At 57.7% G+C, this 23,637-nt stretch carries 20 protein-coding genes and 1 riboswitch; of the genes, 13 read left to right on the top strand and 7 right to left on the bottom strand.

The features are described from left to right. The first annotated feature begins 13 nt into the window (after window positions 1-13). The 3 genes from FB556_RS03010 (at window position 14) to FB556_RS03000 (ending at window position 4,001) form a co-directional block, all read left to right on the top strand. Complete coding sequence (locus FB556_RS03010) at window positions 14-1,138, top strand: glutamate--cysteine ligase (RefSeq protein ID WP_141864612.1); 1,125 nt, start codon at window positions 14-16, stop codon at window positions 1,136-1,138. Window positions 1,139-1,389: 251 nt separating this feature from the next. After that, window positions 1,390-3,168, top strand: a complete 1,779-nt coding sequence (locus FB556_RS03005; RefSeq protein ID WP_141864610.1) for an RNA-binding domain-containing protein — start codon at window positions 1,390-1,392, stop codon at window positions 3,166-3,168. Between the two features lie 80 nt (window positions 3,169-3,248). Then, window positions 3,249-4,001, top strand: coding sequence for a helix-turn-helix domain-containing protein (locus FB556_RS03000; RefSeq protein ID WP_141864608.1), 753 nt, complete (start codon window positions 3,249-3,251; stop codon window positions 3,999-4,001). 4 nt (window positions 4,002-4,005) lie between these two features. Here the strand turns inward: FB556_RS03000 and FB556_RS02995 are convergent, their stop codons facing one another. Together FB556_RS02995 and FB556_RS02990 are read right to left on the bottom strand one after the other, a co-directional pair. Then, entirely contained in the window at window positions 4,006-4,269 is a 264-nt protein-coding gene (locus FB556_RS02995; RefSeq protein ID WP_141864606.1) for a hypothetical protein, read from the bottom strand. Window positions 4,270-4,372: 103 nt separating this feature from the next. Beyond that, on the bottom strand, window positions 4,373-5,587 hold the full coding sequence (locus tag FB556_RS02990; RefSeq protein ID WP_141865305.1) for a globin domain-containing protein: 1,215 nt from the start codon (window positions 5,585-5,587) through the stop codon (window positions 4,373-4,375). Window positions 5,588-5,831: 244 nt separating this feature from the next. Between FB556_RS02990 and FB556_RS02985 the strand changes: the two genes are divergently transcribed. Then, complete coding sequence (locus FB556_RS02985) at window positions 5,832-6,116, top strand: hypothetical protein (RefSeq protein WP_141864604.1); 285 nt, start codon at window positions 5,832-5,834, stop codon at window positions 6,114-6,116. Window positions 6,117-6,320: 204 nt separating this feature from the next. On the opposite strand, the gene FB556_RS02980 is transcribed toward FB556_RS02985, so the two are convergent. Together FB556_RS02980 and FB556_RS02975 are read right to left on the bottom strand one after the other, a co-directional pair. Further along, window positions 6,321-7,307: a MetQ/NlpA family ABC transporter substrate-binding protein gene (locus FB556_RS02980; RefSeq protein WP_246057172.1), complete on the bottom strand. Its 987-nt coding sequence runs from the start codon at window positions 7,305-7,307 to the stop codon at window positions 6,321-6,323. Window positions 7,308-7,352: 45 nt separating this feature from the next. Next, a riboswitch (SAM riboswitch) is annotated at window positions 7,353-7,445 on the bottom strand. A 283-nt stretch (window positions 7,446-7,728) separates the two neighbouring features. Then, window positions 7,729-8,316, bottom strand: coding sequence for a TetR/AcrR family transcriptional regulator (locus FB556_RS02975; RefSeq protein ID WP_141864602.1), 588 nt, complete (start codon window positions 8,314-8,316; stop codon window positions 7,729-7,731). A 132-nt stretch (window positions 8,317-8,448) separates the two neighbouring features. Between FB556_RS02975 and FB556_RS02970 the strand changes: the two genes are divergently transcribed. The 7 genes from FB556_RS02970 (at window position 8,449) to FB556_RS02940 (ending at window position 17,169) form a co-directional block, all read left to right on the top strand. Beyond that, window positions 8,449-9,219: an electron transfer flavoprotein subunit beta/FixA family protein gene (locus tag FB556_RS02970; RefSeq protein WP_141864600.1), complete on the top strand. Its 771-nt coding sequence runs from the start codon at window positions 8,449-8,451 to the stop codon at window positions 9,217-9,219. A gap of 13 nt (window positions 9,220-9,232) precedes the next feature. Beyond that, complete coding sequence (locus FB556_RS02965; RefSeq protein ID WP_246057171.1) at window positions 9,233-10,180, top strand: electron transfer flavoprotein subunit alpha/FixB family protein; 948 nt, start codon at window positions 9,233-9,235, stop codon at window positions 10,178-10,180. Between the two features lie 5 nt (window positions 10,181-10,185). Beyond that, entirely contained in the window at window positions 10,186-11,982 is a 1,797-nt protein-coding gene (locus FB556_RS13615; protein WP_246057170.1) for a cytochrome b/b6 domain-containing protein, read from the top strand. Between the two features lie 9 nt (window positions 11,983-11,991). Next, the gene (locus tag FB556_RS02955; RefSeq protein WP_141864596.1) at window positions 11,992-13,152 is read left to right on the top strand and encodes an acyl-CoA dehydrogenase family protein; all 1,161 of its coding nucleotides are present in this window, start codon (window positions 11,992-11,994) and stop codon (window positions 13,150-13,152) included. Between the two features lie 120 nt (window positions 13,153-13,272). Continuing rightward, window positions 13,273-13,710, top strand: a complete 438-nt coding sequence (locus FB556_RS02950; protein ID WP_141864594.1) for a hypothetical protein — start codon at window positions 13,273-13,275, stop codon at window positions 13,708-13,710. Next, entirely contained in the window at window positions 13,707-15,407 is a 1,701-nt protein-coding gene (locus tag FB556_RS02945; RefSeq protein WP_141864592.1) for a DUF5671 domain-containing protein, read from the top strand. The genes FB556_RS02950 and FB556_RS02945 overlap by 4 nt, the downstream gene beginning before the upstream one ends. A gap of 115 nt (window positions 15,408-15,522) precedes the next feature. Next, on the top strand, window positions 15,523-17,169 hold the full coding sequence (locus FB556_RS02940) for a long-chain-fatty-acid--CoA ligase (RefSeq protein ID WP_141864590.1): 1,647 nt from the start codon (window positions 15,523-15,525) through the stop codon (window positions 17,167-17,169). Window positions 17,170-17,201: 32 nt separating this feature from the next. Here FB556_RS02940 and glsA read toward each other — a convergent pair whose 3' ends face one another. Beyond that, a complete protein-coding gene (gene glsA, locus FB556_RS02935) occupies window positions 17,202-19,133 on the bottom strand; it encodes a glutaminase A (protein WP_141864588.1) in 1,932 nt (643 codons plus the stop codon). Between the two features lie 165 nt (window positions 19,134-19,298). Beyond that, the gene (locus FB556_RS02930; RefSeq protein ID WP_141864586.1) at window positions 19,299-19,796 is read right to left on the bottom strand and encodes a GreA/GreB family elongation factor; all 498 of its coding nucleotides are present in this window, start codon (window positions 19,794-19,796) and stop codon (window positions 19,299-19,301) included. A 572-nt stretch (window positions 19,797-20,368) separates the two neighbouring features. Between FB556_RS02930 and FB556_RS02925 the strand changes: the two genes are divergently transcribed. Together FB556_RS02925 and FB556_RS02920 are read left to right on the top strand one after the other, a co-directional pair. Continuing rightward, on the top strand, window positions 20,369-21,196 hold the full coding sequence (locus tag FB556_RS02925; RefSeq protein ID WP_141864584.1) for a hypothetical protein: 828 nt from the start codon (window positions 20,369-20,371) through the stop codon (window positions 21,194-21,196). Continuing rightward, window positions 21,193-22,662: a class I SAM-dependent RNA methyltransferase gene (locus FB556_RS02920; RefSeq protein WP_141864583.1), complete on the top strand. Its 1,470-nt coding sequence runs from the start codon at window positions 21,193-21,195 to the stop codon at window positions 22,660-22,662. The genes FB556_RS02925 and FB556_RS02920 overlap by 4 nt, the downstream gene beginning before the upstream one ends. A 99-nt stretch (window positions 22,663-22,761) precedes the next feature. Here the strand turns inward: FB556_RS02920 and FB556_RS02915 are convergent, their stop codons facing one another. Then, window positions 22,762-23,493: a GAF and ANTAR domain-containing protein gene (locus tag FB556_RS02915; RefSeq protein WP_170200342.1), complete on the bottom strand. Its 732-nt coding sequence runs from the start codon at window positions 23,491-23,493 to the stop codon at window positions 22,762-22,764. Window positions 23,494-23,637: the final 144 nt, after the last annotated feature.

Genomic DNA, 23,637 nt, shown 5'->3' with positions numbered 1-23,637 from the left:
AAAGGATGCGCCGATGCGCAAATTTGGGGTTGAAGAAGAATTGCTGTTGGTGGACACCGAATCCCTGGAGTTACTACCCGGGGGAGCGTTGGCTGTTGCAGCACAGGGCAATACCATTCCCAGTGGGCATAGTCTGACCACCGAGTTCAAACAAGAACAGGTGGAGGTCAACTCGCCACCCCAATACACCCTGGCCGGGCAGCTTGAGGCTATCCGTACCGGGCGCAAACTGGCACAAGAGTCCGCGGCCCTGGCTGGTGGGGCGGTAGCGGCTCTTCCGGTGGACCCAGGTGATCATCAGACGCATATGGTCCCAGGCGACCGCAACAACCAAATGGCGCACCGCTTTGGGGCGACTGCAACCGAGCAACTGACTAATGGGTTTCACATCCATGTTGATATTGAGTCACGCGAAGAAGCCGTGATCGCCCTAGACCGCATCCGCATCTGGTTGCCTGTGCTGCTCGCTCTGAGCAGTAACTCCCCGTTTGCTCGAGAGCTTGACTCCGGTTTTGCCTCGTATCGCTACCAGAAGTGGACTCGGTGGCCAAACTCGGGACCTACCGAAATCTATGGCAGCGCTGCCGCTTATGATGCCCACCTGCAAGCGTTATTCAACAGTGGCGTTCCGCTAGATGCCGGGATGATGTATTTTGACGCTCGCGCCAGCGATCACCAGCCCACCATAGAAGTTCGGGTAGCTGATGTTTGCCTGCATGCCGAGCACGCCGCCGTCATCGCAGCGCTCACACGGGCGTTAGTAGAAACCGTAGTCCGACACCAAGACCAAGACCCCCTGCCCGTGCCGGTCACTGTGTTGCGGGCTTGGACATGGCAGGCCAGTCGTTACGGTGTCGAGGGAGAGCTTGTCCAGCCGTACACCGGTACGCCGGCGCCGGCCGCGGATGTGGTCACCCAACTGCTAGCTGAAGTTCGTCCGGTGTTGGATGAATACAAGGAAACATCCATTGTTGAAGCGGTCGTCGATGACATTCTGCAAGGTGGGTCTGGTTCGGCCATACAGCGCCGAGCCTACGAGGATCATCATGATTTTCAAGACGTGTTGCGCGTAGCGCTTGATGCCACCCTCGAGCAACGAGATCTCCAAGGGATCGCACCAAGTTCCAAGGCCGATTGAGACGCCTCTGGCACTAAGAGGGCTCGGCGCGGTTCAAGATATTGTGAGGCCAACTTGAGGCGTCCGATAGGTCGTCTGCGTGGAGACTCAAACATTGCGAGTCTCCACGCAGACTATCCTTCACAGTTTCATTTGCCGCCAGGTAGTTGAAACAATGTCCCGTTAGCCCTTGTCAGCTTGGAATCGTACCTAACATTCAAACTTTTCGCTGAATCATAAACATTCAAACATCTAAAGTATACTCTGAGGCTATGATCACTTCAGAGTCTCATCGCATTCAAGACCTGTTGTCTCAGGGGACGACTTCACCGCTGACACGCGCGGTCTACGAGGTCGTGGATGACACACTGGTCGAAACGCTGTGTGCCTTCGCGAATATGCCCCGCGGTGGTTTCATCGTCATCGGATTAGGCGATAACGCTCAGCCTATTTTATTGAAGGCGAGTGAGACGCTGGAGTCCGAGCTTCAGGCACTGTCACAAGACCACATCCAGCCCGCTCTCCAGCTGAGTCTTTTCAGGGCAAACTTTGACGACCAGCCGGTGCTGGTAGCAAACGTGCCCCCAGCCGACCCGGCCGCCATGCCATTTCGGGTCGTTGCCACCCATCAGGCCTACATACGCTCTGAACGGGGGAACTATGTTTTATCGCCGTCAGAGGTTCAGCAGTTACAAGATCAGCAGCAGGAGGCTTACGATCTTCGCGCCGTGAACGACTCTTCAGCCCAGCACCTCAATGAGGCACTCGTGCAAAGATTTCTCGAAGCGGTTCGACATGATTCCCAAATCCTAACCGATGCCAGTGATACTGAGATTCTGCAATCAACAGGGGTCATGACAACCGACGGTCTGCTCACGGTCGCTGGAGTCTATACGCTAGGTCGGTATCCGCAGCAGTTCTTTCCCAACCTTCGCATTACCGCCACGTCCAGGAATGCAACGACCGAGCAAGATGCGACGCCGCAGCGCTTTGAAGGCCCATTGCCCGTGCTGTTAGAAAATGCAGTCCGCTGGGTGATTCGCCAAGCAGGGGACTCCAGCCAGCACTCGGTGCATGGCTTGCATCGCACCAGCATCCCCATCGTGGCGATTCGTGAGGTCATCACTAATGCGTTGATCCACCGAAGCTTGAGCCCGCATACGTTGGGCCAAAGCGTGCAGCTAGAAGTGGTCGAAGGTGAGCTGACGGTCACAAGTCCTGGTGGGTTGCACAAGATAAGCCTGGAACAGCTGGGACGGGAACCCAGGGAAACGGCGGTGAATCCGTCCCTGTATGAAATCTGCAGGTTCGTTTCGGTAGAGGGTGGACACCGGATCGTGGATCCTGCCCGTTGTACGCTTCGCGAGGTACATTGGGTGCTCCGCCGGGCTGGTGTGCACGCGCCGGCATATCTCGATTCCGGGCTGCAGGTGATAGTCACTGTTGGTCGGCGCGATGAGTTGACCGACGCTGATACAGACTGGTTAGTCACGCTGCCGTCACATGACCGGTTGACCACACCGCAGCGCTACCTCTTGGTCGCGATGAGCAACGGGAAACCCTGGAACACAGACGAGCTGTATCGTGAGTTCGGTCCGGCCGGTACGAAGTTTGCAATAAGCCAGTTAGCGCACTTGGCTGAGCTGGGACTGGTTCGCACACGTCAAGACCACGACGCGACGAGGTATTGGATCGACAAACAACTGCAACGAGACGACACAACACACATCGGACAACCGCTGGCGTTGCAATCAGTACCTAACGAGACACCCGCACCACAACTCGGAGCAACCGATCATGCCGGTACGGATCATTCTCCTCGGGACAACGATGATAGCGCCGCTGCACGGGCCGCCGCAGTCAGCAAACACGGCGCCACGTTATGGAACGTCCTGCGGGAAGACCCTATGAATATCCACGACCTTGCACACGCCACGAAGCTGAGCCTGTCGCAGACCCGTTACGGGGTGCAACGACTCGTCTCCGAAGGCATCGTCCTTCGCACGGGTGGCCAAGGACACCGGGAGACTACCTATCGGCGGTCCGCCTAAGCGGCTGCTCATGACCCCGCTCTCGCGCCGAACGCGAAGTGACTCGCCAGTAACGTCCATAGTGTCCCTAGGATGAAAGCATGCCTCGCAGAGTTACCGATTATCGGGGGCTGACGGAGGGCAGCAGACTCAAACTGCTCCATGCCATCCAACGGCGACCCGGCCAGACCCTCAAAGCCCTCGCCGCAGCCGCAGAGATCCATATCAATACGGCGCGGGGTCACCTCCGAGTGCTCGAAGACGAAGGCTTTATCACGGCCACCCCGGTTGACACTGGTCGTCGCGGTCGACCACCGATGCAATACCACCCGGTAGACGACGTCGACCACAGCCCGACCGCTCGCGAACGCGCCGAAGAAGCCGGCGCTCGCGGTCAACTGCTGCGCCGCATCAGCCCTGAACTTGGCCACGGCCAAGATCTGCCCGACGACGCATTACACCAACTCGACGTGCTGTATGAACATCTCGACGACGTCGGCATGGAACCGGTGCTCGATCACGCCCAGCTCACCGTTGACGTCAAACCGTGTCTTTATCAGGACCTGCTCGCGCAGGATCGTCCGGCAGTCTGCTCGGTGCATGCCAAACTGGTGCGTCAACAACTTGACCAGGTCGACGGGCCGCTCAAACTGCGCCGTCTCCACCCGTTTACTACCGCTCACAGTTGCCTACTGGTGCTGGGACGCGAGGATGAACAGCCTGCTGCGAAAGATGCTAAAGCAGCAACGCCCGGCATCGATGGTTATCGCACCGATGCCGAGCTTGCCGAATTTGCCCTGGCGGCCCAACAGCGTGCGGCGGCCGGAACCACCCACACCGAGTGCCCCGTGTAGGGTTTTAGTATTTTTCTTTTCCGGTAGAGATCCGTCGGATGCGCCGAATGGCCAGCAGTACGCAGACCGCTGCTAGCGCAAAGGCCGCGTAGCCGAGCACTGCTGGCTGATCAGGAATGCTCAGAAACGTGAACCCGATGCCAATCATGATCACCGCGCCAAAGAAGAACACCGGGACCATGAAAAATCCCATGCGGGTGGCCGAGCGACCTTGCTCCGGGTCAGGGCGCTGCGGATGCTGGTCTGGTGCAGTATTGCCACGTTCCATGACTCCTGCCTTTCACCTGCTACGACCACAGAGCTCGTGCTCTTGGTGTTCTTCAGGCTACCCTTGAAACGTCATGGCGGCTACGGCCGGCGTTGTCTTACCGCTAGGCATTCGCGGGGTTTTGCGCCCACATGTCCGGGCCGAACACCTCGTAATGAATTGCTTCAGAGGGCACCCCCTGGTCCATCAGGGTCTTGCGGGCAATCTGCATGAACGGTAGCGGACCGCACATAAACACTTCGGCATCCTGCGGCAGGTCTACATCGGAGAGGTCCATGAACCCGGGACGCGCCGGGTGCAGGGTGGGAGCCTCTTCGGCGCCCTCTTCGTACCAGTTCTGTGCCCGGGCGTCCGGCATCGCGAGGACCTGACGGCGCAGCCCGTCATAGAGTGCGTGGTGGGCGTGGGTTTTATCGGCGTGGAATAATCGCACGGTGCGTTCGGGTTGACGCCGCGACAGGTCTTCCATGATCGCTGCAACCGGGGTAATACCAATCCCGGCCGAGACCAACACCAGCGGTTTATCTGAGTCTTCCAAAATAACGTCGCCGGCCGGTTGTGAGACATCCAGGATAGTGCCCGGCGTGGCATGTTCATGCAGCCAACCCGACACGCGACCATCCGGTGCACCCTTGACGCCGCGCACCCGTTTGATGGTCACGCGCAGCGAGTCGCCGCGCGGACCCGAAGAAATCGTGTACTGCCGCGGTTGACGGTGACCATCTGGCAGATCCACCGCAATGGACACATACTGGCCGGTGTAGTGACTGGGCACCTGACCATCGATGGGGGACAGCAGCAGTGAGAACACTTCATCGGATTCTTCAAAACGTTCGACCACACGGTACGGGCGGTATGGAACCTTCGGATCGGTGCCGGCATTGGCATACAGCCGGGCCTCTTCGGCGATCAGTGCGGTGGCAAAGAGCCAGTAGACCTCATCCCAGGCCGCAGCGATCTCCGGCGTGGCAGCGTCCCCCAGTATTTTGGCTACCGCTCCCAGCAGGTAGCGCCCAACAATCAGGTACTGCTCGGCGGTGATGCCCAGCGAGACGTGTTTGTGCGCGATACGCTGCATAACCGGGGTGAAATCCGGGGCATCCGGATTAATCAGGTGCACAGCGAACGCCACCACCGAGGCGGCCAACGCCTTGGGTTGCTCACCGATCGCTTGGTTTGCGAGGTTGAACACGTTGAGCAGTTCGGGGTGGGCTTCGAACATGTCTCGATAAAAAATAACCGTCGCATCGTCAGCAATCTCGGCGACGACGCCAGCGGTTTCTTTGACTACTAATTCAGAGTCAGGTGATAATTTCAGCATCGGTTCAGCTCCTTTGGACAACATCCGCAGCGCGGATTTCGAACGTTAACCCATTGTCATCCCGGGCCTGGTTGATTGCAGTCGTTTCCACCGTGTTTAATGCGCTACGACTAAACGACCTCATCAGAAGCCTCTGAGCGGCAAAAACTTTGCTGGCCAATTGTGGGGTAATCCCTTCGCACAGCGGCGGTTGGCCGTTAGCGTGGTGGCTAAACCAACCCGTGTTTGAAAGGTGAGACGTATGAGTTCCCATAATGATGAAGACACCGTATCGCCACACGACAACACCACGTCACCCCAAGATCCAGACCACGGACTCTCTGCCACCCGGCTTGGGTTTTTCGGGATCCTCGGCGAAGTCGTCGTCCTGCTATTGGTGCTGTTTGTCGGTGTCAGGTTTTTCATGCCCGAAGGTCGACCTGATCTGGTGGGCTGGATATTGTTTGCGATCGCCGCTGTCCTTGTTATCGATATCATTCGCCGCATTGTCCGTGCCGTGCGCAGAGATCGCAGGGCACGAACCTAAACACGACGATTTTCTGTGCGCTAGGTAGTGCGGGTCTTACGGCGCAAATCTTGAATCTGCTGTAGCGCCATTCGGGTGGACCGTTCGGTCAGATCGGCCCCGTGGCCCTCAATGAGTATTGTCCGCCGTAAATATGCTGCAACCAGAGGGTTTGCCGCAATATAATCCAACACTCGCTGGTCACGTTAGAGCCGGAAGCTCAAATCATGACGCTCCTGGTGCACTGGTCTGAAAATCGTCCCAGACTTCGGACACATCGATATTAAAAGCCGTCTTCTTCAGACCACCGATATATTGATCAAACCAATCATTGACTTCTTCGGATTGGTAGGCGGCTCGCAAAGCCTCGAACTTTTCTGGTTGGGTTTCAGCAAAATCATCAGTTGCCGCGATGACCACGGTATAGGGGAGTTGTGCTTCGGCGTCGTCTTCTATGAGCAGTGGTTCCGTGGCCGCAACCTCTAGATCTGATTCTGCGATGAGTCGCGTGAACGAAAACCCTGCATCAACATCTGGAAGGATTTGTGCCAGCGACTGTTGATCCACTTCAACAAATTTGTAATTGTTCGGGTTATCAAGAATGTCCTCTTGGGAGATTTCGGTGACTTCCTTGGAATCATCGACTGTCAAGAGGCCCGCTTCATGTAAGAGCAGCAAGCCGCGTCCATTATTGGCACGATCAACAGGCAGCGCAATCTGCGCGCCATCGGGCAAGTCTTCGATCGAATCGTATCGTTCGGAGTATATCCCGGCCGGTGCTTGAAATATCGCCAATAATGGTTCGATATTTAAGTCGTAGTCAGCATTGAACTGGCGGAGGTATGCCAGATGCTGAAAATAATTTACATCGTACTCGCCGTTAGCGACCACCTGGTTCGGCTGAATAATATCCGTGACGTAGGTGGGTTCCAGTGTCCAGCCATCTTCTTCCAACAGCTCAGCGGCAATCTTTGTTGGTTCTTGGAAAGGCCCGGACTCTGTAAGGATCATTGAAATCGTTTTGTCGTCGGCATTATTTGCTAGACCGCAAGAGGTAAGCGACAGAAGACTCATCGCGCCCACTACAGTGAGCATGAATTTCGTGACAGAGTGGTGTGAGTTTTGCATTAAGGGAGCTTTCTTTAAGGTGCTGTAAGAAGGGTCTTCAAAGAGCGCGGTCAGCGAATCCAGGACGGCTCTCATACTGGTCATGCGAGCGAAATATATTTAAAGTTTAGAAATCACAGTGATAAATGGTTCCCATCGTTACTGGCGGTAGCACGATACCCGCAAGGGGCAAGGTTGCTGCGACTTCATAGAGCCAGTTCTCTCAGTCGCTCTGGATGGTGGTGATTCGTGGTTATGAATCGTGAGGACACTCTACAGGTGGAAAAACACGAATGCATGTCAGCCCGAGGTTGTGATCACGGGCTTTGCGCATCAGGCGGTACCGGATGTGTTCTAATTCTCGGCGTGCGTTGCGCGGTCTTGTAAGTAAATACAGCACTAGACATGGATCGGAAGCCGAATGTCCATGTCAGAGACCACGTTGGTGAATATGAATAAGTGTTGCCCCAAGTGTCGCTATGTGAAGAGCGATTGGGCACGATATAGCACCCGGTGCGACCCCATGCTAGGTAGTGCGGGTCTTGCGCAGGCTGAGCTGGTAGCGCTGCGGGTCTTGGCCCAGGTGCCCGGCAATTTGATCGACGAACGGTTGCATCAGCACCTGACCGAGCTGCACCAGCATGACCTGCATGACTTGGTCTTCGGCATCGCGTGACGTCGACGCAATCCCACGACGGCGCAAATCTTGAATCTGGCGCAATGCCATGCGGGTGAACCGTTCGGTCAGATCTGCCCCGGCCCCATTGCCCTCAATGAGCATCATCCGGCGCAAATAGGCAGCGACCAGTGGGTTGGCGTCAATATGATCCAACAGGCGCTGGTCGAGTTTCCTGACGACGCCGTCAACACTTTCATCCGTCTCCTGGTAGGCAATCGCATTGGCGATACCGTCTAACAGGTCGTCTTCGACCGCTTGGATTAGACCGGCTTTGGTGCCGAAGTGGTGAGTGATGAGCCCAACGGTCACTCCGGCGCGCGAGGAGATCGCACGCATTGAGGTGCCATCGGAGCCGTTGAGCGCGAAAAGCTCCAGGGCCACCTGACGAATGCGAGCCTTGGCGGTCAGATCAACATTGATAACGGGGTGTGACATTGTGGTAGACCTTCGTGCGGTAACGTGGCTGGGCCACAGACAGGGTTGCCCTTAAACTCTTTCGGAGCGTCTAAATTGTACGGTATATTGTACAAATATACAGTGCGTGAACGTCATCACTATGAGGTGTAAATGAAAGTCGTAGTGCTCGTCAAGCAGGTGCCCGACACCTATGAGAAGCGCCATATCGCGTTGGACACCGGAATGTTAGCTCGGGAAGCATCTGAAAACGTTGTGGATGAAATCGATGAACGCGTGTGCACGGTGGCAGCTGACCTGAAAAAGTCCGGCACCGCGACCGAGGTGGTGTCCGTGACCATGGGCCCTGCTGGAGCGGATAAAGCCATTCGTAAGGTTTTGGCGCTTGCTGCGGACCGGGCGGTACACATTGTCGATGACGCCCTGGCCGGTTCGGATATGGTCCAAACCGCGCGCGTGTTGGCCGCTGCGGTGGCCGACGCTGATCTGGTGCTCACGGGTGAGGCTTCCACCGATGGTGGCGGTGGCATGGTGCCGGCGATGATGGCCGAGATTCTGGGTCGACCGCACATTGTGGCGGCCGATTCGATCGAGGTTGCCGAAGGAATCGTAACCGCGGCGGTCAATACCGAGACCGAAAAACTGACTTTGACGGCTGCCACGCCAGCGATTGTGTCGCTGACCGAAAAGGCTGGCGAGCCGAAATTGCCAAACTTCAAAGCTATCCGCGAGGCCAAGAAGAAAGACATCACCATCACCTCGACCGCGGAATTGGGCCTGGTTGCCGGGCCGGATGCTGCGTATGTGCGCAACGTGATGGTGTCAGCCGCCGAGCGTCCACCGCGGGAAGCCGGCCAGAAGGTCTCAGGCGATACCGCTGCCACTGAACTTGTCGATTTCCTTGCCTCCCGGCACCTGATCTAAGGAGACTTTGAACGTGTCGAAAGTGCTCGCGCTGATAGCTACCACCGACCCTGCAGAAGTTCTGGGTGCCGCCTCGACCATTGGCGATCCGGTCGCCGTGGTGACCACGCCCCCGGATGCTGACACCATCGCCGCGCTGGGTGCGGCTGGGGCCACCGAAATTTTTGTTCACGAAGGCCCAACTGATCAACTGGGCACAGCCCAGGTAGCCGCAGCAGTGGCGGCGATCAACCACTATGGCGCCTCGTTGGTGGTCACCTCGCACACTCCGGTCAACGCGGCGGTGGCCGGTCGGATTGCCATTGCCGCCAAGGGGGCGGTGGCATCGGATGCCACTGGGATCTATTGGGACGCCGACGGCCAAGAGCCCGTGGCCCAGCACTCGGTATTCGGTGGTGATTACAACACCGAATCCACCGTAGAAGGTGGTCTGATGATCGTGACCATCCGCCCGGGAGCGATCGCAGACCGAGCAGAAGCTGTTGCTCAGCCCAATGTTGTGACCTCGGATGCTGAAGTGGCCACCGGTCCGGGGGCTACGATCGTCGCAACCGAAGCGCTGGATACGACTTCAGACCGGCCCGCTTTGGCTAATGCCTCCGTGGTGGTCGCCGGTGGCCGTGGCGTGGGTTCCGAAGAAAACTTCCAACTCATCGAAGACCTTGCCGATCAATTCAATGCCGCCGTCGGAGCCTCGCGCGCCGCAGTGGACTCCGGGTATGTGCCCCACAACCTGCAGATCGGCCAAACCGGTGTCTCGGTCTCCCCGGACCTCTACATTGCCGTTGGTATCTCGGGGGCCATCCAGCACCTGGCCGGGATGCAGACCGCCAAAACCATTGTCGCCATCAACAAAGACGAAGACGCACCGATCTTTGACGCTGCGGACTTCGGCGTGGTCGGAGACCTCTTCGAGGTCCTGCCACAAATTGTAGATGAACTCCAAGCCCGTAAAAGCTGATATCTATGACAAAACGTCGCATGGTCGGATGGCAGCCACTCATCGTCGAGCATACCGATGCGCCTGCCCAGGTGCCGTCGACCGCAGTCGAACCCGCTGCCCCAGCGCCAAGTGCCGCACCGCAGACCACACAGCCCGTGGTCGAACAACCAATCGCAGCGCAACCAGCAGCCGCCGCCCAACAGACAGCACCGGCCCAAGCCACCGGTCCGGTCCAGGACCCTGATGTCCCACGCCGCCGCATGGCAGGGTGGCAACCACTGACCGCGGCGAATACTGCAGCTCCCGTGGCTGCCGCTGATCCGGCGAGTCCTCCGACCCAGACCGCTAGGCCAACGACGACGAGCGCGCCAGAACCAGCTGATGGTGCGATGACGTCTCAAACGGCAGCGCCGACGGGTCGGATCCAGGATCCCAATGTTCCCCGCCGTCGGTTGGCCGGTTGGCAACCGCTAACCGTTGCTCACGATACTCCCGTGACATCTACTACTGCACAGGTTTCTGACAGTGGTGCACCAGCGGAAGTATCCGAACAGCCAGCGACTGCGGCAACCGACCCTGCCGTAACTGAACCTGCTGTGGCCGCATCGCAGAGCGCGCCGGCCGCCCCGGCACCGGTGACTGACGATGTACCGCGGCGTCGCATGGACGGTTGGGAACCACTGAAAGTTGGCCACCCAGCCACCGCACCTGTGGTCGAAGAGACCCCAATACCCGAGCCGATGGCAGAACCCGCTGCTGCGGTTGCCGAACCGGTCGCCGAACAGCCCGCGCCGAAGCGCATGGGCGCCTCAGCTGCAGTACCTGCGGAACCGCAGGTCACGATGCCAGAGGTGGTCACTCCGGCTGCCAAGACGCCAGCGCCTGTTGCTGCGAGCCCCGAAAAGCAGGGACTGTCAAAGACCGCCAAGGTCGTGCTGAGTTTGCTGGGTGTTGCTGTGGTGGCGGCAGGCTTGGTGCTGTTGGCACAGTGGTTGCGCACGCTGGAGCCGGTTGCGGAATTTCTTGCGACGTACGATGGCACCCCAACACACCCCGACGGGGTGGAAGCCGGCATTCCGGCCTGGGTGGGCTGGCAGCACTTCTTCAACTTCTTCATCATTGTGATGGTCATCCGCTCGGGGTGGTTGATTCGCAAGCAGGAACGACCCGAGGCCTACTGGACGCCCACCGACGGTGGATTCTATTCACCGAGCAAGAACAACACCCCGGCGAAAGTGTCGATTCAGCAGTGGATTCACCAGAGCTTTAACGTGTTGTGGGTCGCAAACGGGCTGCTCTTCTACATCATGGTCTTTGCGACCGGGCACTGGATGCGCATTGTGCCCACCAACTGGGATATTTTCCCCAACCTGCTCTCGGCTGGAATCCAGTACGTGTCACTGGATTGGCCGGCAGATAACGCGTGGATCTATTACAACGCCCTACAGATCATGACGTATTTTGTCACCGTCTTCATTGCCGCACCGATCGCCGTACTCACTGGGCTGCGGTTATCGACCTGGTGGCCACAGAAAGCCGAGGGCTTGAATACAGCCTTCACCCTACCGATAGCCCGCACGATCCACTTTTACACCATGGTGTACTTCGTCGTGTTCATCATCGTCCACCTGTTCCTGGTGTTCACCACCGGGGTGCTGCGCAACCTGAACATGATGTTTGCCGCACGCAACGCAGACGACTGGATCGGCATCGCAGTCTTCGCCGTCTCGGTAGCGGTGACCGTCGGGGTCGCCTGGCTGATCAAACCCATCTTCATCTCCCCAATAGCCGAAAAGACCGGAACGGTCTCAACCCGCTAAGGACTCATCATGATCTTGGACAACTACCATCCGATTTGGGAAACCGAAGAACACGCCGACCTCCGCGAAATGGCCCGCGAATTCATGGCCGCCGAAATCACCCCGCACGCCGAACGCTTTGCCGAAAGCCATCAGGTCGACCGCGACCTGTGGAATAAGGCCGGCGACAACGGGCTGCTGTGCATCTCCGTCCCGGAAGAATACGGGGGCGGTGGTGGGGACTTCAGCCACGAAGCCGTAGTCCTCTATGAACAGGGTCTTGCCGGAGATGACTCTTGGGGTTATGCCATCCACTCGACCATCGTGGCACCCTACATTGTGGAATACGGGACCGAAGAACAAAAACAACGTTGGTTGCCCAAACTGGCCTCCGGAGAACTGGTCGGAGCCATTGCCATGACCGAACCGACCACCGGTTCGGACCTGAAAGCCATTCGCACCCACGCCACGCGAGACGGCGATGATCTGATCATCAACGGTTCCAAAACGTTCATCACCAACGGCACCCAGGCCGGGTTGGTCATCATCGTGACCCGCACTAGCGATGAGCCCGGCGCTCGCGGCATCTCCCTGGTCGTGGCCGAAGTCGATGGCCTGGAAGGCTTCGAACGCGGCCGCGTGCTGGCCAAACTTGGCGGTCACGGCCAAGACACCCGCGAACTGTCCTTTACAAATATGCGCGTCCCAGCCGCCAATATCCTGGGTGGTGAAGCTGGGGAAGGCAAGGGCTTCATCCAGCTGATGCAGCAGCTGCCGCAAGAACGCTTGGCCGTGGCGATCTCCGGGGTCGGACAAGCCGAAGCCGCCGTCCGCCAGACCATTGCCTACACCAAGGAGCGCAAACTGTTTGGGCACACGGTCATGGACTTTCAGAACACCAAGTTCGTGCTGGCCGAGTGCGCCACCGAAACTCTGGCCGGCAAAACGTTTATTGACTACTGCATCAACGAACACGATGCGGGTCGGCTGACCGGCGAACAGGCCTCGGCCGCGAAATACTGGGGCACTGATCTTCAAAATAGGGTCATCGATCGTTGCCTACAGCTGTGGGGTGGTTACGGGTTCATGATGGAATACCCCATCGCTCGGATGTATGCTGGCGCCCGCGTTCAGCAGATCTACGCCGGCACCAACGAGGTCATGAAAGACCTCATCGCCCGCGAATTCTAACCGCACCTCGTCACTACAGACCGGTCCCAGGAAGCTTTCGTAGACGGGACCGGCCTGCAGTGTCGCATACCTCTTTCCCACACCCTTGCCAACCGGCTCTCACAGGCGGATACTTAGGTTATGAAGCAGGTGTCCAACGTTGTGCTCGCCGTCATCACGGGACTGATCGTGATCGTGGCGATTCTTGCTGCGATTTTTGCTAATCGCGACCAAACCGCCCGGTGGGCACCGGACTCACCAGAGGCCACCGTGCAAAGTTACGTTCAGGCCGTCGTCGACCAAAACTATCCGGCAGCCCTGCGCCACCTAGATCCCGCCCTGATGTGCAACGTCAGCCATTTTGAGCAGTCCTACTACCCACAGGACACCGCCATTTCGCTCTTTGAAGCCAACGTGACTGACGACCGTGCGACCGTCAGCGTTGAAATTGGCAGCTACGGCGAACCATTTTTTGATACCTTCGTCCACCAAGAACAATTCGAACTGATCCAAACCGACGCCGGGTGGCTGATCACCGGTAGCCCATGGCCCGTCTACATTTGCGCGGGGATGCTATGAGCCTTACGATTCTGCTGGTCGCCCTGCTGGTCGGGGCCGTCGGATTTATCGTCGTCGCCGCCCGGCGTATGCAGGGCAAAAGCCTCACCGGGCACATGTTCCGCCGCGCCTTCCAATACGTGCTGCTCTACGCGCTAGTCATCGTGGTGGCCAATGGTGCCGCCGACCTGTTAGCCCGTGCATTTGGCAGCACCCCGGAGTTCGACGAACCCCTGTTATTGGCCCAATCCGTGACCGCCGTCGTCATCGGTCTGCCGATTACCGCGTTGTTGATCTGGTGGATTGTGCGAACCCATCGTAACGACCCCGAAGAACGTGGATCGCTGATCTATCAGGCCTATTTGACCGCCGCGGCACTGACCGGGGCGGGCATGACGGCGGTCAAACTCTCCGAAAGTCTCACCACGGCGCTGGGCACCCAAATTTTCGACGGCGACGCCGTGGGACACCTGATCATCTGGGTCATTGTGGGGGCCATCCACTGGCGGGTCATTCAACGGACCCTGGCGCCGGCCAATGCGGTTGCGCACTTGCTGCTGGGCTCGACCATCGGGCTGGTGTTAGCTACCGGTGGGCTCATCGACCTGTTGGCCACCTCGCTGGAGATGCTCACCGGCACCCAAATCCTGATCGGGTCCTTCGTGCCGCTGGGCTCAGCAGCCGGACTGTTCGTGAGCGGCGCGCTGCTCTGGATCGTCTACTGGCTACTCTCGGCCAGCAAGCTGCCCCGCGGAAGTATCTGGCACGCCTACGTGCTGTTGCTCGGGGTTGCCGGCGGACTCACGACGGCGCTCGTGGGTGCCCAAGCGTTGCTCTGGCGCGGGCTGGTGCATCTACTGGGCGACCCAATGCCCTTTGTCACCTGGTTTGAATGGCCGCAAGCCGTAGCCGCCCTGCTGATCGGCGCACTGGTCTGGTGGTACCACCGCGACCTGTTGGATGCGACTGACCACACTCCATTGCACCGGGTCTATCAGTACCTGGTGTCGGGCATCGGCGCGATCGCCGCGGCTGCCGGGGTCGGGTTACTGGTCGTGGCTCTCGTGGACGCCATCACCCCGGCCCAGCTGTACCACAACCCGCTCAACACGCTGCTCGGCGGACTGACCCTGATCATTGTGGGTGCTCCGCTGTGGTGGTCGCACTGGCGACTGGCCCAGCGCGCCGCAGAACAACATCCCGAGGTCGAGCTCACGGCGGTGTCGCGCCGAATCTATCTGATCGTGCTGCTGGGCGCCGCCGCTATCACCGTCGTGATCGCGCTGATCGCAGCCGTTGCCGAAATCATCGCCGACGTCATGGAAAACCAACTGAGCCTGACCACGCTGTACGACACCCGCACCGAAATCGGCTACCTGACCGCTGGCCTGACCATCATCGCCTACCACGCGGCCGTACTGCGACAGGACAGCCGGAATGCGCCCGCCGAACCGGAAGCCACTGATACCCCGGCCGTTGCAGCCGACACGGGCAAACTCATTCTCGTGGGCCCGATGGACCCGACGCTTGCCACCACGCTGCGCAAACGCTTTGGCCGACCCGTCCAATTCTTGGCCAGCAATACCGGGGAATTGTGGAATGCCGACGCCGTGCTGGCCCAAATCGAAGCTCACGACGTCGACACCGACTTGCTGATTATCGCCAGGGAACAAGGGCTGGAAACCCGACCGATTGACGAAGTTCGCAACGTCCAATAACCCTGTCAGACCCACTTCACGTTGACCAAGATCTTCGCTATTGTGAGCTACATCATCTTCTTGTGGGTCGTGCCCCGTCTCGGCCCGTGCCCCGTCCGATCAGCGAAGGACCATCATGGCAAATGTCGTTCACGGCTACCCATCCACCATGCAAGACGATTACCAACTCACGATGGGCCGGCTCATCCGCCAAGCCGTGAGGTCATTTGGTGACACCGAGATAGTACACCGCGACTCCCACGGCCAGTGGGGTCGCACTACGTATCAGGAAAACTTTGACCGCATCGAACGCGCTGCGGCAGCCTTCGACAAGCTAGGTGTCGGCCTGGGTGATCGCGTCGGGGTCATGGACTGGAACTCGTTACGTCACTACGAACTGTATTGGGCTATCCCGGCAATCGGAGCGGTATTCACCCAGTTGAACCTTCGCTTGGCTCCCGAAGATCTGCTCTATGTCATCAACGACTCCCAAGCCTCCGTCATTGCGGTCGACGAAACATTGGTACCCGCAATCCAAACACTGGCTGAGCGCGCCAAAGGGGTCAAAACCTGGGTCATCTTGTCTGAGGGCCACATCGAGCACACCTTACCCAACGCCGTCTACTACGAAGACCTGATCGCCGACGTCGAACCGCTGGCCGCCTGGCCAAATATTTCCGAAACCTCGGCGTTTGCCGCAGGCTACACGACCGGCACTACCGGGCGACCCAAAGGCGTGTTTTATTCGCACCGCTCGCAGTATCTGCACTCGTATAACACCGTCAAAGATCTCACCGTCAGCAACGAAGACGTCGTCATGCCGATCACCCCGATGTTCCACGTCCTGTCGTGGGGCATGGTGCAGGTGGCGGTCATGGTAGGTGCCAAACTTGTACTGCCCGGCATGTTTTCGGCCGAAACGCTGGGCGAGATTACCGGGGCGCTCACCGACGAGGGGGTGACCGTGACCAACGGTGTGCCTGCAATCTTCACGCCCATGTTAGAGGTGCTGAAATCCAAGGGTGTCACCGATCTGACGGGGCTACGCATGCTGTGTGGCGGTAGCGAACCGCCGAACTCCCTGATTACCGCATATCGTGAGACTTTCAATGCCGAAGTCGTCCACGGGTGGGGCGCCACCGAGACCTCACCGATTGTCACCGTAAACCGGCTACGACCCACACTGCGCGCACGAATGTCCCAGGAGGAACAGCAAGCCTACGGGTCCAAACAGGGCAGTTTTCCGGTCAACGTCGACTACAAAATCGTCGACGGCATGGGCAACGAGGTACCCGACGACGGTGTGACCTCCGGCGAAGTGTTGCTCAAAGGCCCTTGGATCACCGCGAGCTACCACGGCATGCCTGCCGAAGACCTCGCAACGAAGTTTGTCGACGGCTACTGGCGCTCCGGTGACGTCGCGAGCATCGACGAAAACGGGTTCATCAAGATCACTGACCGACTCAAAGACGTCATCAAATCCGGTGGTGAATGGATCTCGTCGATCGACATGGAAAACCTCATGGTTTCCCACCCGAAGGTCGTCCAGGCCGCCGTGGTCGGACTCGAGCACCCCAAGTGGGATGAACGCCCCTTCATGCTCTTAGTGCTTCAGGACGGCGACGACATCACCCGCGAGGAAATCGACGAGCACTTGCTGCAACGGTTTGCTAAATGGCAGTTACCTGAAGAGTTCAAGGTCGTCGACAAAATCCCTGCGACCTCGGTCGGCAAGATCGACAAGAAAGTCATCCGCCGCGAATATAAGGACCTCTACCAATAGCCCACGTCACGACAGACTTGTTGGGGGCGGGTTCACAATTGTTCGCGGGCACCGGTTTCTCGTGAGGTTTGCCCAAGCATTGTGTAGGCTTCGCGGGCAATTGCAGTCCATAGGCGGATGGCCAGTGCTGGATTGGAGTGTTCAAGTGCGGCGATGTGTTGTGCGGTGAGGACGAGCGCCTCTACATCGTGAACCGCGCGGATGGTGGAAAGCTGCTGGCAGCTGTCGCCTAGCGCGAATTGGCCGAAGGTACTACCGGCCGATAAGTACCCGTGACGGTAGTCGGTCTCGCCCTGGCCTTGAGCGGAGAGCTCTACCCGGCCAGATCGGATGAAGTAGATGCCATCAAAAGGTTGGCCAATCTGGCGGATTACGGTGCCTGCGGGGTAGTGCTGCACTTGCATGTGTGCAGCGAGTTCATCGGCTTCCTCGTCCGTGAGGAAACCGAATATCGGGGCGATGTGTGGTTGTTGCTTCGTGCGGTAAGTTTGCAGAGCTTGTGGTGCATAGCGTTGGGCTAAGCGTAGTTCTGCCCATTCTAAGGCTGCGGCACGATCGTCAAAGAACCGAAACTCTCCAAGGGTGGTGCCGTGGTGGGCCTGGGAAGGTAGGTCAATCTGGCCGGTGGAGGTCGTGTGGGGCTGCTGGCGAGGATCTGGGAAGTCCAGATCGTCGCGGGTCGTGCTGTAGGTGAGAATACTGCTGATCAGGGAGTCATCCCGGTCGATAAAAAGCATATCTTTGGCCTGGTCGCGCCATGTGGCGAGGGTCAACGCCAGCAGAATGGTGGTGGCTTTGCTATAGGCATCGACCCTTTGGAAATCGAGGATCACCATAGAAACTGACTCAGGCATGGCTGTGATGGTTCGAATCATGGTTTCAGTTTCGGCAAAGCCCAGATCACCGGATGCTTCTAAAATGTGACAGTGATGGCCAAACTGCCAGGTCGTGCGGGATAGTTCAATAGAGCGAATGGGTCCAGCTGACGCATCAGCTAAGGAGTAGTGGGCACGCAAACTTGAATCACCAAGGGGTGAAGCATCGGCATAATGCAACCCAAAATCGGTGGTAATGCGTTTGGTGGCGGCAATACCTCGTATGGAATTGCCGTGTGTGTCTAAGGGCGCTGAGTATATGCTGATACCCATTTGCCCTGGTACCACGATCATGATGCCACCATCGACACCCGATTTTGCTGGTAGTCCAACATCAGTCATCCAGTTACCGGCGGCGTTATACATGCCGCACGTCATCATCACCGACAATACGTGACGGGTCGTTTCTGGCGAGAACACTTGAGCCCCGGTGATGGGGTTGCATCCTTTATTTGCCAACGTTGCTGCCATCATCGACAGGTTTTGCGTGGTGACGTCTATTGACGATTGCAATAAATAGTCTTGCAGTGCGGCTTCGGGATCAGTCTCAACAATGCCGAAGGAATGCAACAACCACGCCAGAGCACGATTGCGGCCGACGCTAAGATTTTCGGCCTGATACACATCGTGGTTAATCTCTAATACACCGGGAGAGCCAGCAGCGGCCTGCTGCATGGTAGTAGATACTCGGGTAATGCGCTTGGTATCGTCGTGGTCTTGGATCAAGCCCACGGTGGCAATAGCCCCGGCAGTAATCATGGGGTTGGCGGGCCGTCCATCAACTTCCAGCGAGATCATATTGAAAGCATCCCCAGAAGGCTCAACATTGACTGCCTTGGCTACTTCTTGGGGACCTAAATCTTCTAAAGCCAGACCATAGCTAAAGACTTTGGCAATAGATTGCATCGCAAACTTGTGATCGACGGCGCCGGCCGAATACTGACACCCCTCGACAGTGGTCAAAGTGATACCGACGGTATGAATATCCGGATTTGTGGCACCTTGCGTGACAGGGTTGACGTGGCCTGCTGTGATCGGCTGCACATGGGCCATTACTTCGGATAGATACCATTCCAACGGTGAAACCATGACCCATCACCCATCCATTCGCATCGATCTGACTCTATGCTGCGAATTCTTCACCATAACTCATACGAGAAGTCTTGTAGAAGGTCCTCTGACCCCCTGATGACACCGCACCCCAACCGAGGTGTCATCGGGGGTCTACCCATATGGTGTGTCGATCTGTAGCTGTCAAGGTTTATAGGGTGTTACTGCGTTGATCGTGACCTCAATAGCTTTGCCATTAGGCGCTGTATAGGTGACGGTTTGTCCGGTCTGCGCACCGTGGATGGCTACACCCAGTGGTGAGCGTTCGGAGTAGACGTCCAAGTCGTCGTAGTCTTTAGCAATCTGTCGATTCCCGAACAGGAAGCGTAGGTCTTGATCGCCCACGGTGGCTTCCACAACCATCCCCACGTCAACTACACCGTCGTCTGCAGGGTTTTCTCCTACATGCGCGGTTTCCAATAACTCTTTAAGCTCTAAAATGCGGCCTTCATTTTTTGCTTGTTCTTCAAGCGTGGTGAGGTAGGCGCCATTTTCTTCAGCGTTACCTTCAGCGCGTGCTGCTTCAAGCCGGGTGGCGATTTCTTGTCGAGCTGGGCCGCAGAGGTGTTCGAGTTCTTTGCTGAGACGGTCGTAAGTTTCTTGGGGCAACCAAGCGCTCGGAGCTTTGGTGAGAATAGTCATGATGGTTTCCTGTGCAACAGGGCGGGGTATCCCTGTGATTGTTCATATGGGGTATACCCGCCGAAAGAATAAGGGCCATAGCGGAAATTTCACTATGGATGGTCTTTGGTGCGAGCCAACGCACCTCGTGGTACCTTGCCAACTCTCCTTGAGATTCGCATATGCCGAAGCACAGCTGAAGCTATTTGCTTCAACATCCGCCACCATAACGATGCATTTCGAGAGGGGACAAGAACTCTTTGCTGAAGGTTTCCTGTGAGGTAACTAGGAATTCCCGAGAGGTCATGAACAATGTGGGCATACCCCACGGGCCTCATCCTGACCAATTGCGCTGCGGATGTTCTCCTGCAAAGACCACCACGGTAGTCTGACCGGACCGACCTGACATGGGCTGCATTGCAGGCTCTGGTTGCTTTCAGATGAGTCGCCTGCCGGGCCACAGCGGCGAACATCGACTTGCTCCCCGAGATTATGAACCGTATATTACGTTGAAAAATAAACTTCCAAGGTTTTAGGTAAAGTAGCTTCAGGTTCAGCAGTGGGCTCTTCCGATACCGCTTTTAAGGAGAATCGTGGAGCATGCCCTAAAAGTCCACGTCGAAGCCGATATCCTGCCAGGACCGCTTCGCATCACAGCAGAAGGCCACCTTACGGCTGATACATGCCAAAGTCTGCTGGAAATCCTTGAACCTGCCCTGACGCTTCAAGGATGCCCAAACATCACCATTGACCTGACAGAAGTCACACATCTCGAACACGGTGGCCTCCAGCGTCTTGAGCAATACGGTTCACAACAGCAAGCCAATGGGAAGCTTCCCAAAATTCACCTCATTGGGGTGTTCGCGTCCCAGGTTGCGCCCGCTAATACCACTCAGGAAAATCTGCACGGCAAGCTCCTCGGCCCCGCGCAGGGAGCTACCGTCCGAGAAATGACGTCACCCATAGGGCCGAGGGTGCTACCGAGCCAAATGCTGGAACACGCTGCACACGAGATCGCAGTATGGAGTGAGCCAGTGGTCGTGATGGATGCTTCAGGTAAGCCACTGGGCATCATCACCGAAGCCGACCTGGACACAGCAGCGAGCAACGCTGCAGAAAACTGGCGCACAATACCGTGCGGCCAATTGACCGAATCATCGGAACTTTTTCTCAGCGCAGATGATCCGCTGGAGAGTGTGCTGCAGAACTATCAGCAGGGGCAAATCCGACCACTTGTTGTCCTGAACGGGCATGAACCCGTTGGGGTGCTGCACCCTACCACGGTTTTTCAGTGGTGCGCTGAACACTATCCGGCAGTACTGAGCACCCTCAGTGACCGTGCCGTCCAAAACATTTCGATAGCTGCTGCTCCCGAGCAGATTAAGGTTTTAGCAAAGCCGCAAGAAGAGGGCGTTCAATGACCAATACTATGAATCCATTAACCCAACAAGAATCCGCTGGTGCGCTCACGCTGTCACCTGAGCAGACGCAAATTCAGGTGCAGGTGGAACGGATGGCCCGCGGTGGTCATGGCGTCGCACAGCATGACGGACGGGTGGTGTTCGTTCGTCACGCGATACCCGGTGAGACCGTCGTCGCGAAACTCACCGGGGTTGGCCCGTCTGGCAGATACCTGCTGGCCGATACCGTCAAAGTTATCGCTGCCTCCGAGTTTCGCCGAGCACATCAGTGGAAGATTGCTGATCCACTGCGCTCGTATGGGGCGGGCCGTCCACCGATCGGTGGAGCGGAATACGGTCATATTGTGCTGGAGTATCAACGCCGTATTAAAGCCAACGTCTTCCGGGACAAGATGGTTCGGCTTGGTGAACAGATACCTGAAGACATGGAAATCTCTGTGGCCGGTATGGACTGCGACGGCGCCTCGGGAATGCACTGGCGCACCCGAAATGCGTTTGTGGTGTCTGATACGGGACGGTTGTCCCTGCCGGTGCACCGGAGCCTGCAAAAGGTTCGCATCCGTAACGTGCCGTTGGCTGTTCCGCAGTTAGATGACCTAGAACTGTGGGATTATGACTTCTCGGGTGCGGTGCGTGTTGAAGTCGTCACCCCGCACCACGGCCGTGAAGCACTGATCACCATCGTGCCTGCCGCCTACATCGCCGGTTCCGAAGACGCGTTGCAAAAAGCCATGAATGCGTGGCGGCTTGAGCTATCAGAGCTGCCCGAATACGTCTCGATCGCGGTATCAACACCATCGCAGCGACACCGCGGAACCATGGAAGTGACCACGTTACGCGGACGCGAGTGGGTCACCGAAGAAGTCGTCTCCGACACTCACGGAAGCCATGATTTTCGTGTCTCGAATTATCATTCCTGGCCGGTGCACAAAGAGGCGCCCGCCGTACTGGTGGACGCAGTCCTCAAAGCTGCCCGGGTCAAGCCGGGTGACGTCGTCGTAGATCTCTACGGCGGCTCTGGCCTATACTCCCGGTTCCTAGCAGAAGCGGTCGGCCCTGATGGGACCGTGCTGTCCGTGGAGCCCCGCCCAGCTGCAAGCCGGGACGCACACGTTAACCTCGAGAGCCTGCCTCAGGCGATCGCGCTGCCCGGCAACGTGAACCACGTGATGTCAGGCTGGCTGCGTGCTCCGGAGGTTGACCTCGCCAGCGGTGGCCTCAACGGTCGCCGGGTGAACACCGTGGTGCTGAACGCGCCCAAAAAGGGTGCTCGCAGCGCGACACTGAGCCGGATGGTCAAACTGGGACCGGACAGGATCGTCTATGTCTCTCAGGATCCAGTTTCGCTGGCTCGCGACACTAAATGGCTCAACCAACATGGGTGGCAGCTGACGGAAATCGACGCCTATGATTTCGCACCGAATACCCACGAGGTGCAAACCATCTGCGTCTTTACTCGAGCCTGATCGTTGTCATTTCAGTAATCCCGGGGCTGCCAAACAGTGCGGGCCGTCGCATGACGGTGCATTGCTTGGCAGCCCCGAAGAGTTCTCGAGCTAGCTCCGTTAGGCATCAAAGGCGGTCTTCGGTGTGCCTTTGCCTACCGATGCGACAAGATTTTCAGCCAGGTCACGAACTTTCACGTTGCGGACGCTGGAGACCTGAGCGAGGAGGTCAAAGGCCTCCTCCTGAGAGCAACCTTGTTGCGCCATGATGATCCCGATGGCAATATCAATGGCTGTTCGAGACTCCATGGCCTGTTGCCGATCTTCCGCGACCTCGGCTGCATCCGCAATCCGTAAGGCTACCGAAACCGCTAACGACGCCAAAGAAGCAAATTGCTGGGCCTCGTCAATATCTTCGGCGGTAAAAGCCTCTGGTTCCAATGCATAAAAATTCATGGCGGCGGTCGCCGTGTCACCGAGTGACAACGGTGCTGCCACCACGCTGCGAATATCAGAAGTCCGCAGCATAGCCATATATCTGGGCCACCGCGCTTCCTCTCGCACATCGTGCGACAGGATCACTTTGTGCTGCAGTTGCGCTTCAAGACAGGGACCTTCATCAAAGCCCGCCTGGGTTTCGTCGAGATCCTTGGCGGTCTGGCTACTGTGTCCCACCACCGTCTTGCGTCTATTGCGGCTTAACAGGATGGCACAATAACCCTCCGTGGGGCCGATGACTTCAAAAGCAGCAAGTTTGGCCAGCTCATTGAGAAATTCTGCGATCTCGTGATTGCTCGCTAACAACACATGCAGGGATTCCGCTGCAGACGGCGGGGTATGTGTAGAGTCCATGATGGGCCCTTTCCGTCGAGGTGAGTGACCCATTACTGAGTCGAAGGTCTAAGCCTGAGATCATGTTAACTCACACACCACCGGCATGGTGCGGCAAGACCCTGGTATTCATTGAACGCGTAGTCTTGAGCGCGGTGTGCCTTG

The organism is Enteractinococcus coprophilus (assembly GCF_006716305.1).
Classification (GTDB): Bacteria; Actinomycetota; Actinomycetes; order Actinomycetales; family Micrococcaceae; genus Yaniella; species Yaniella coprophila.
Note: the sequence above shows the minus strand (reverse complement) of the source record. Positions and strands in the feature narration are given on the sequence as shown.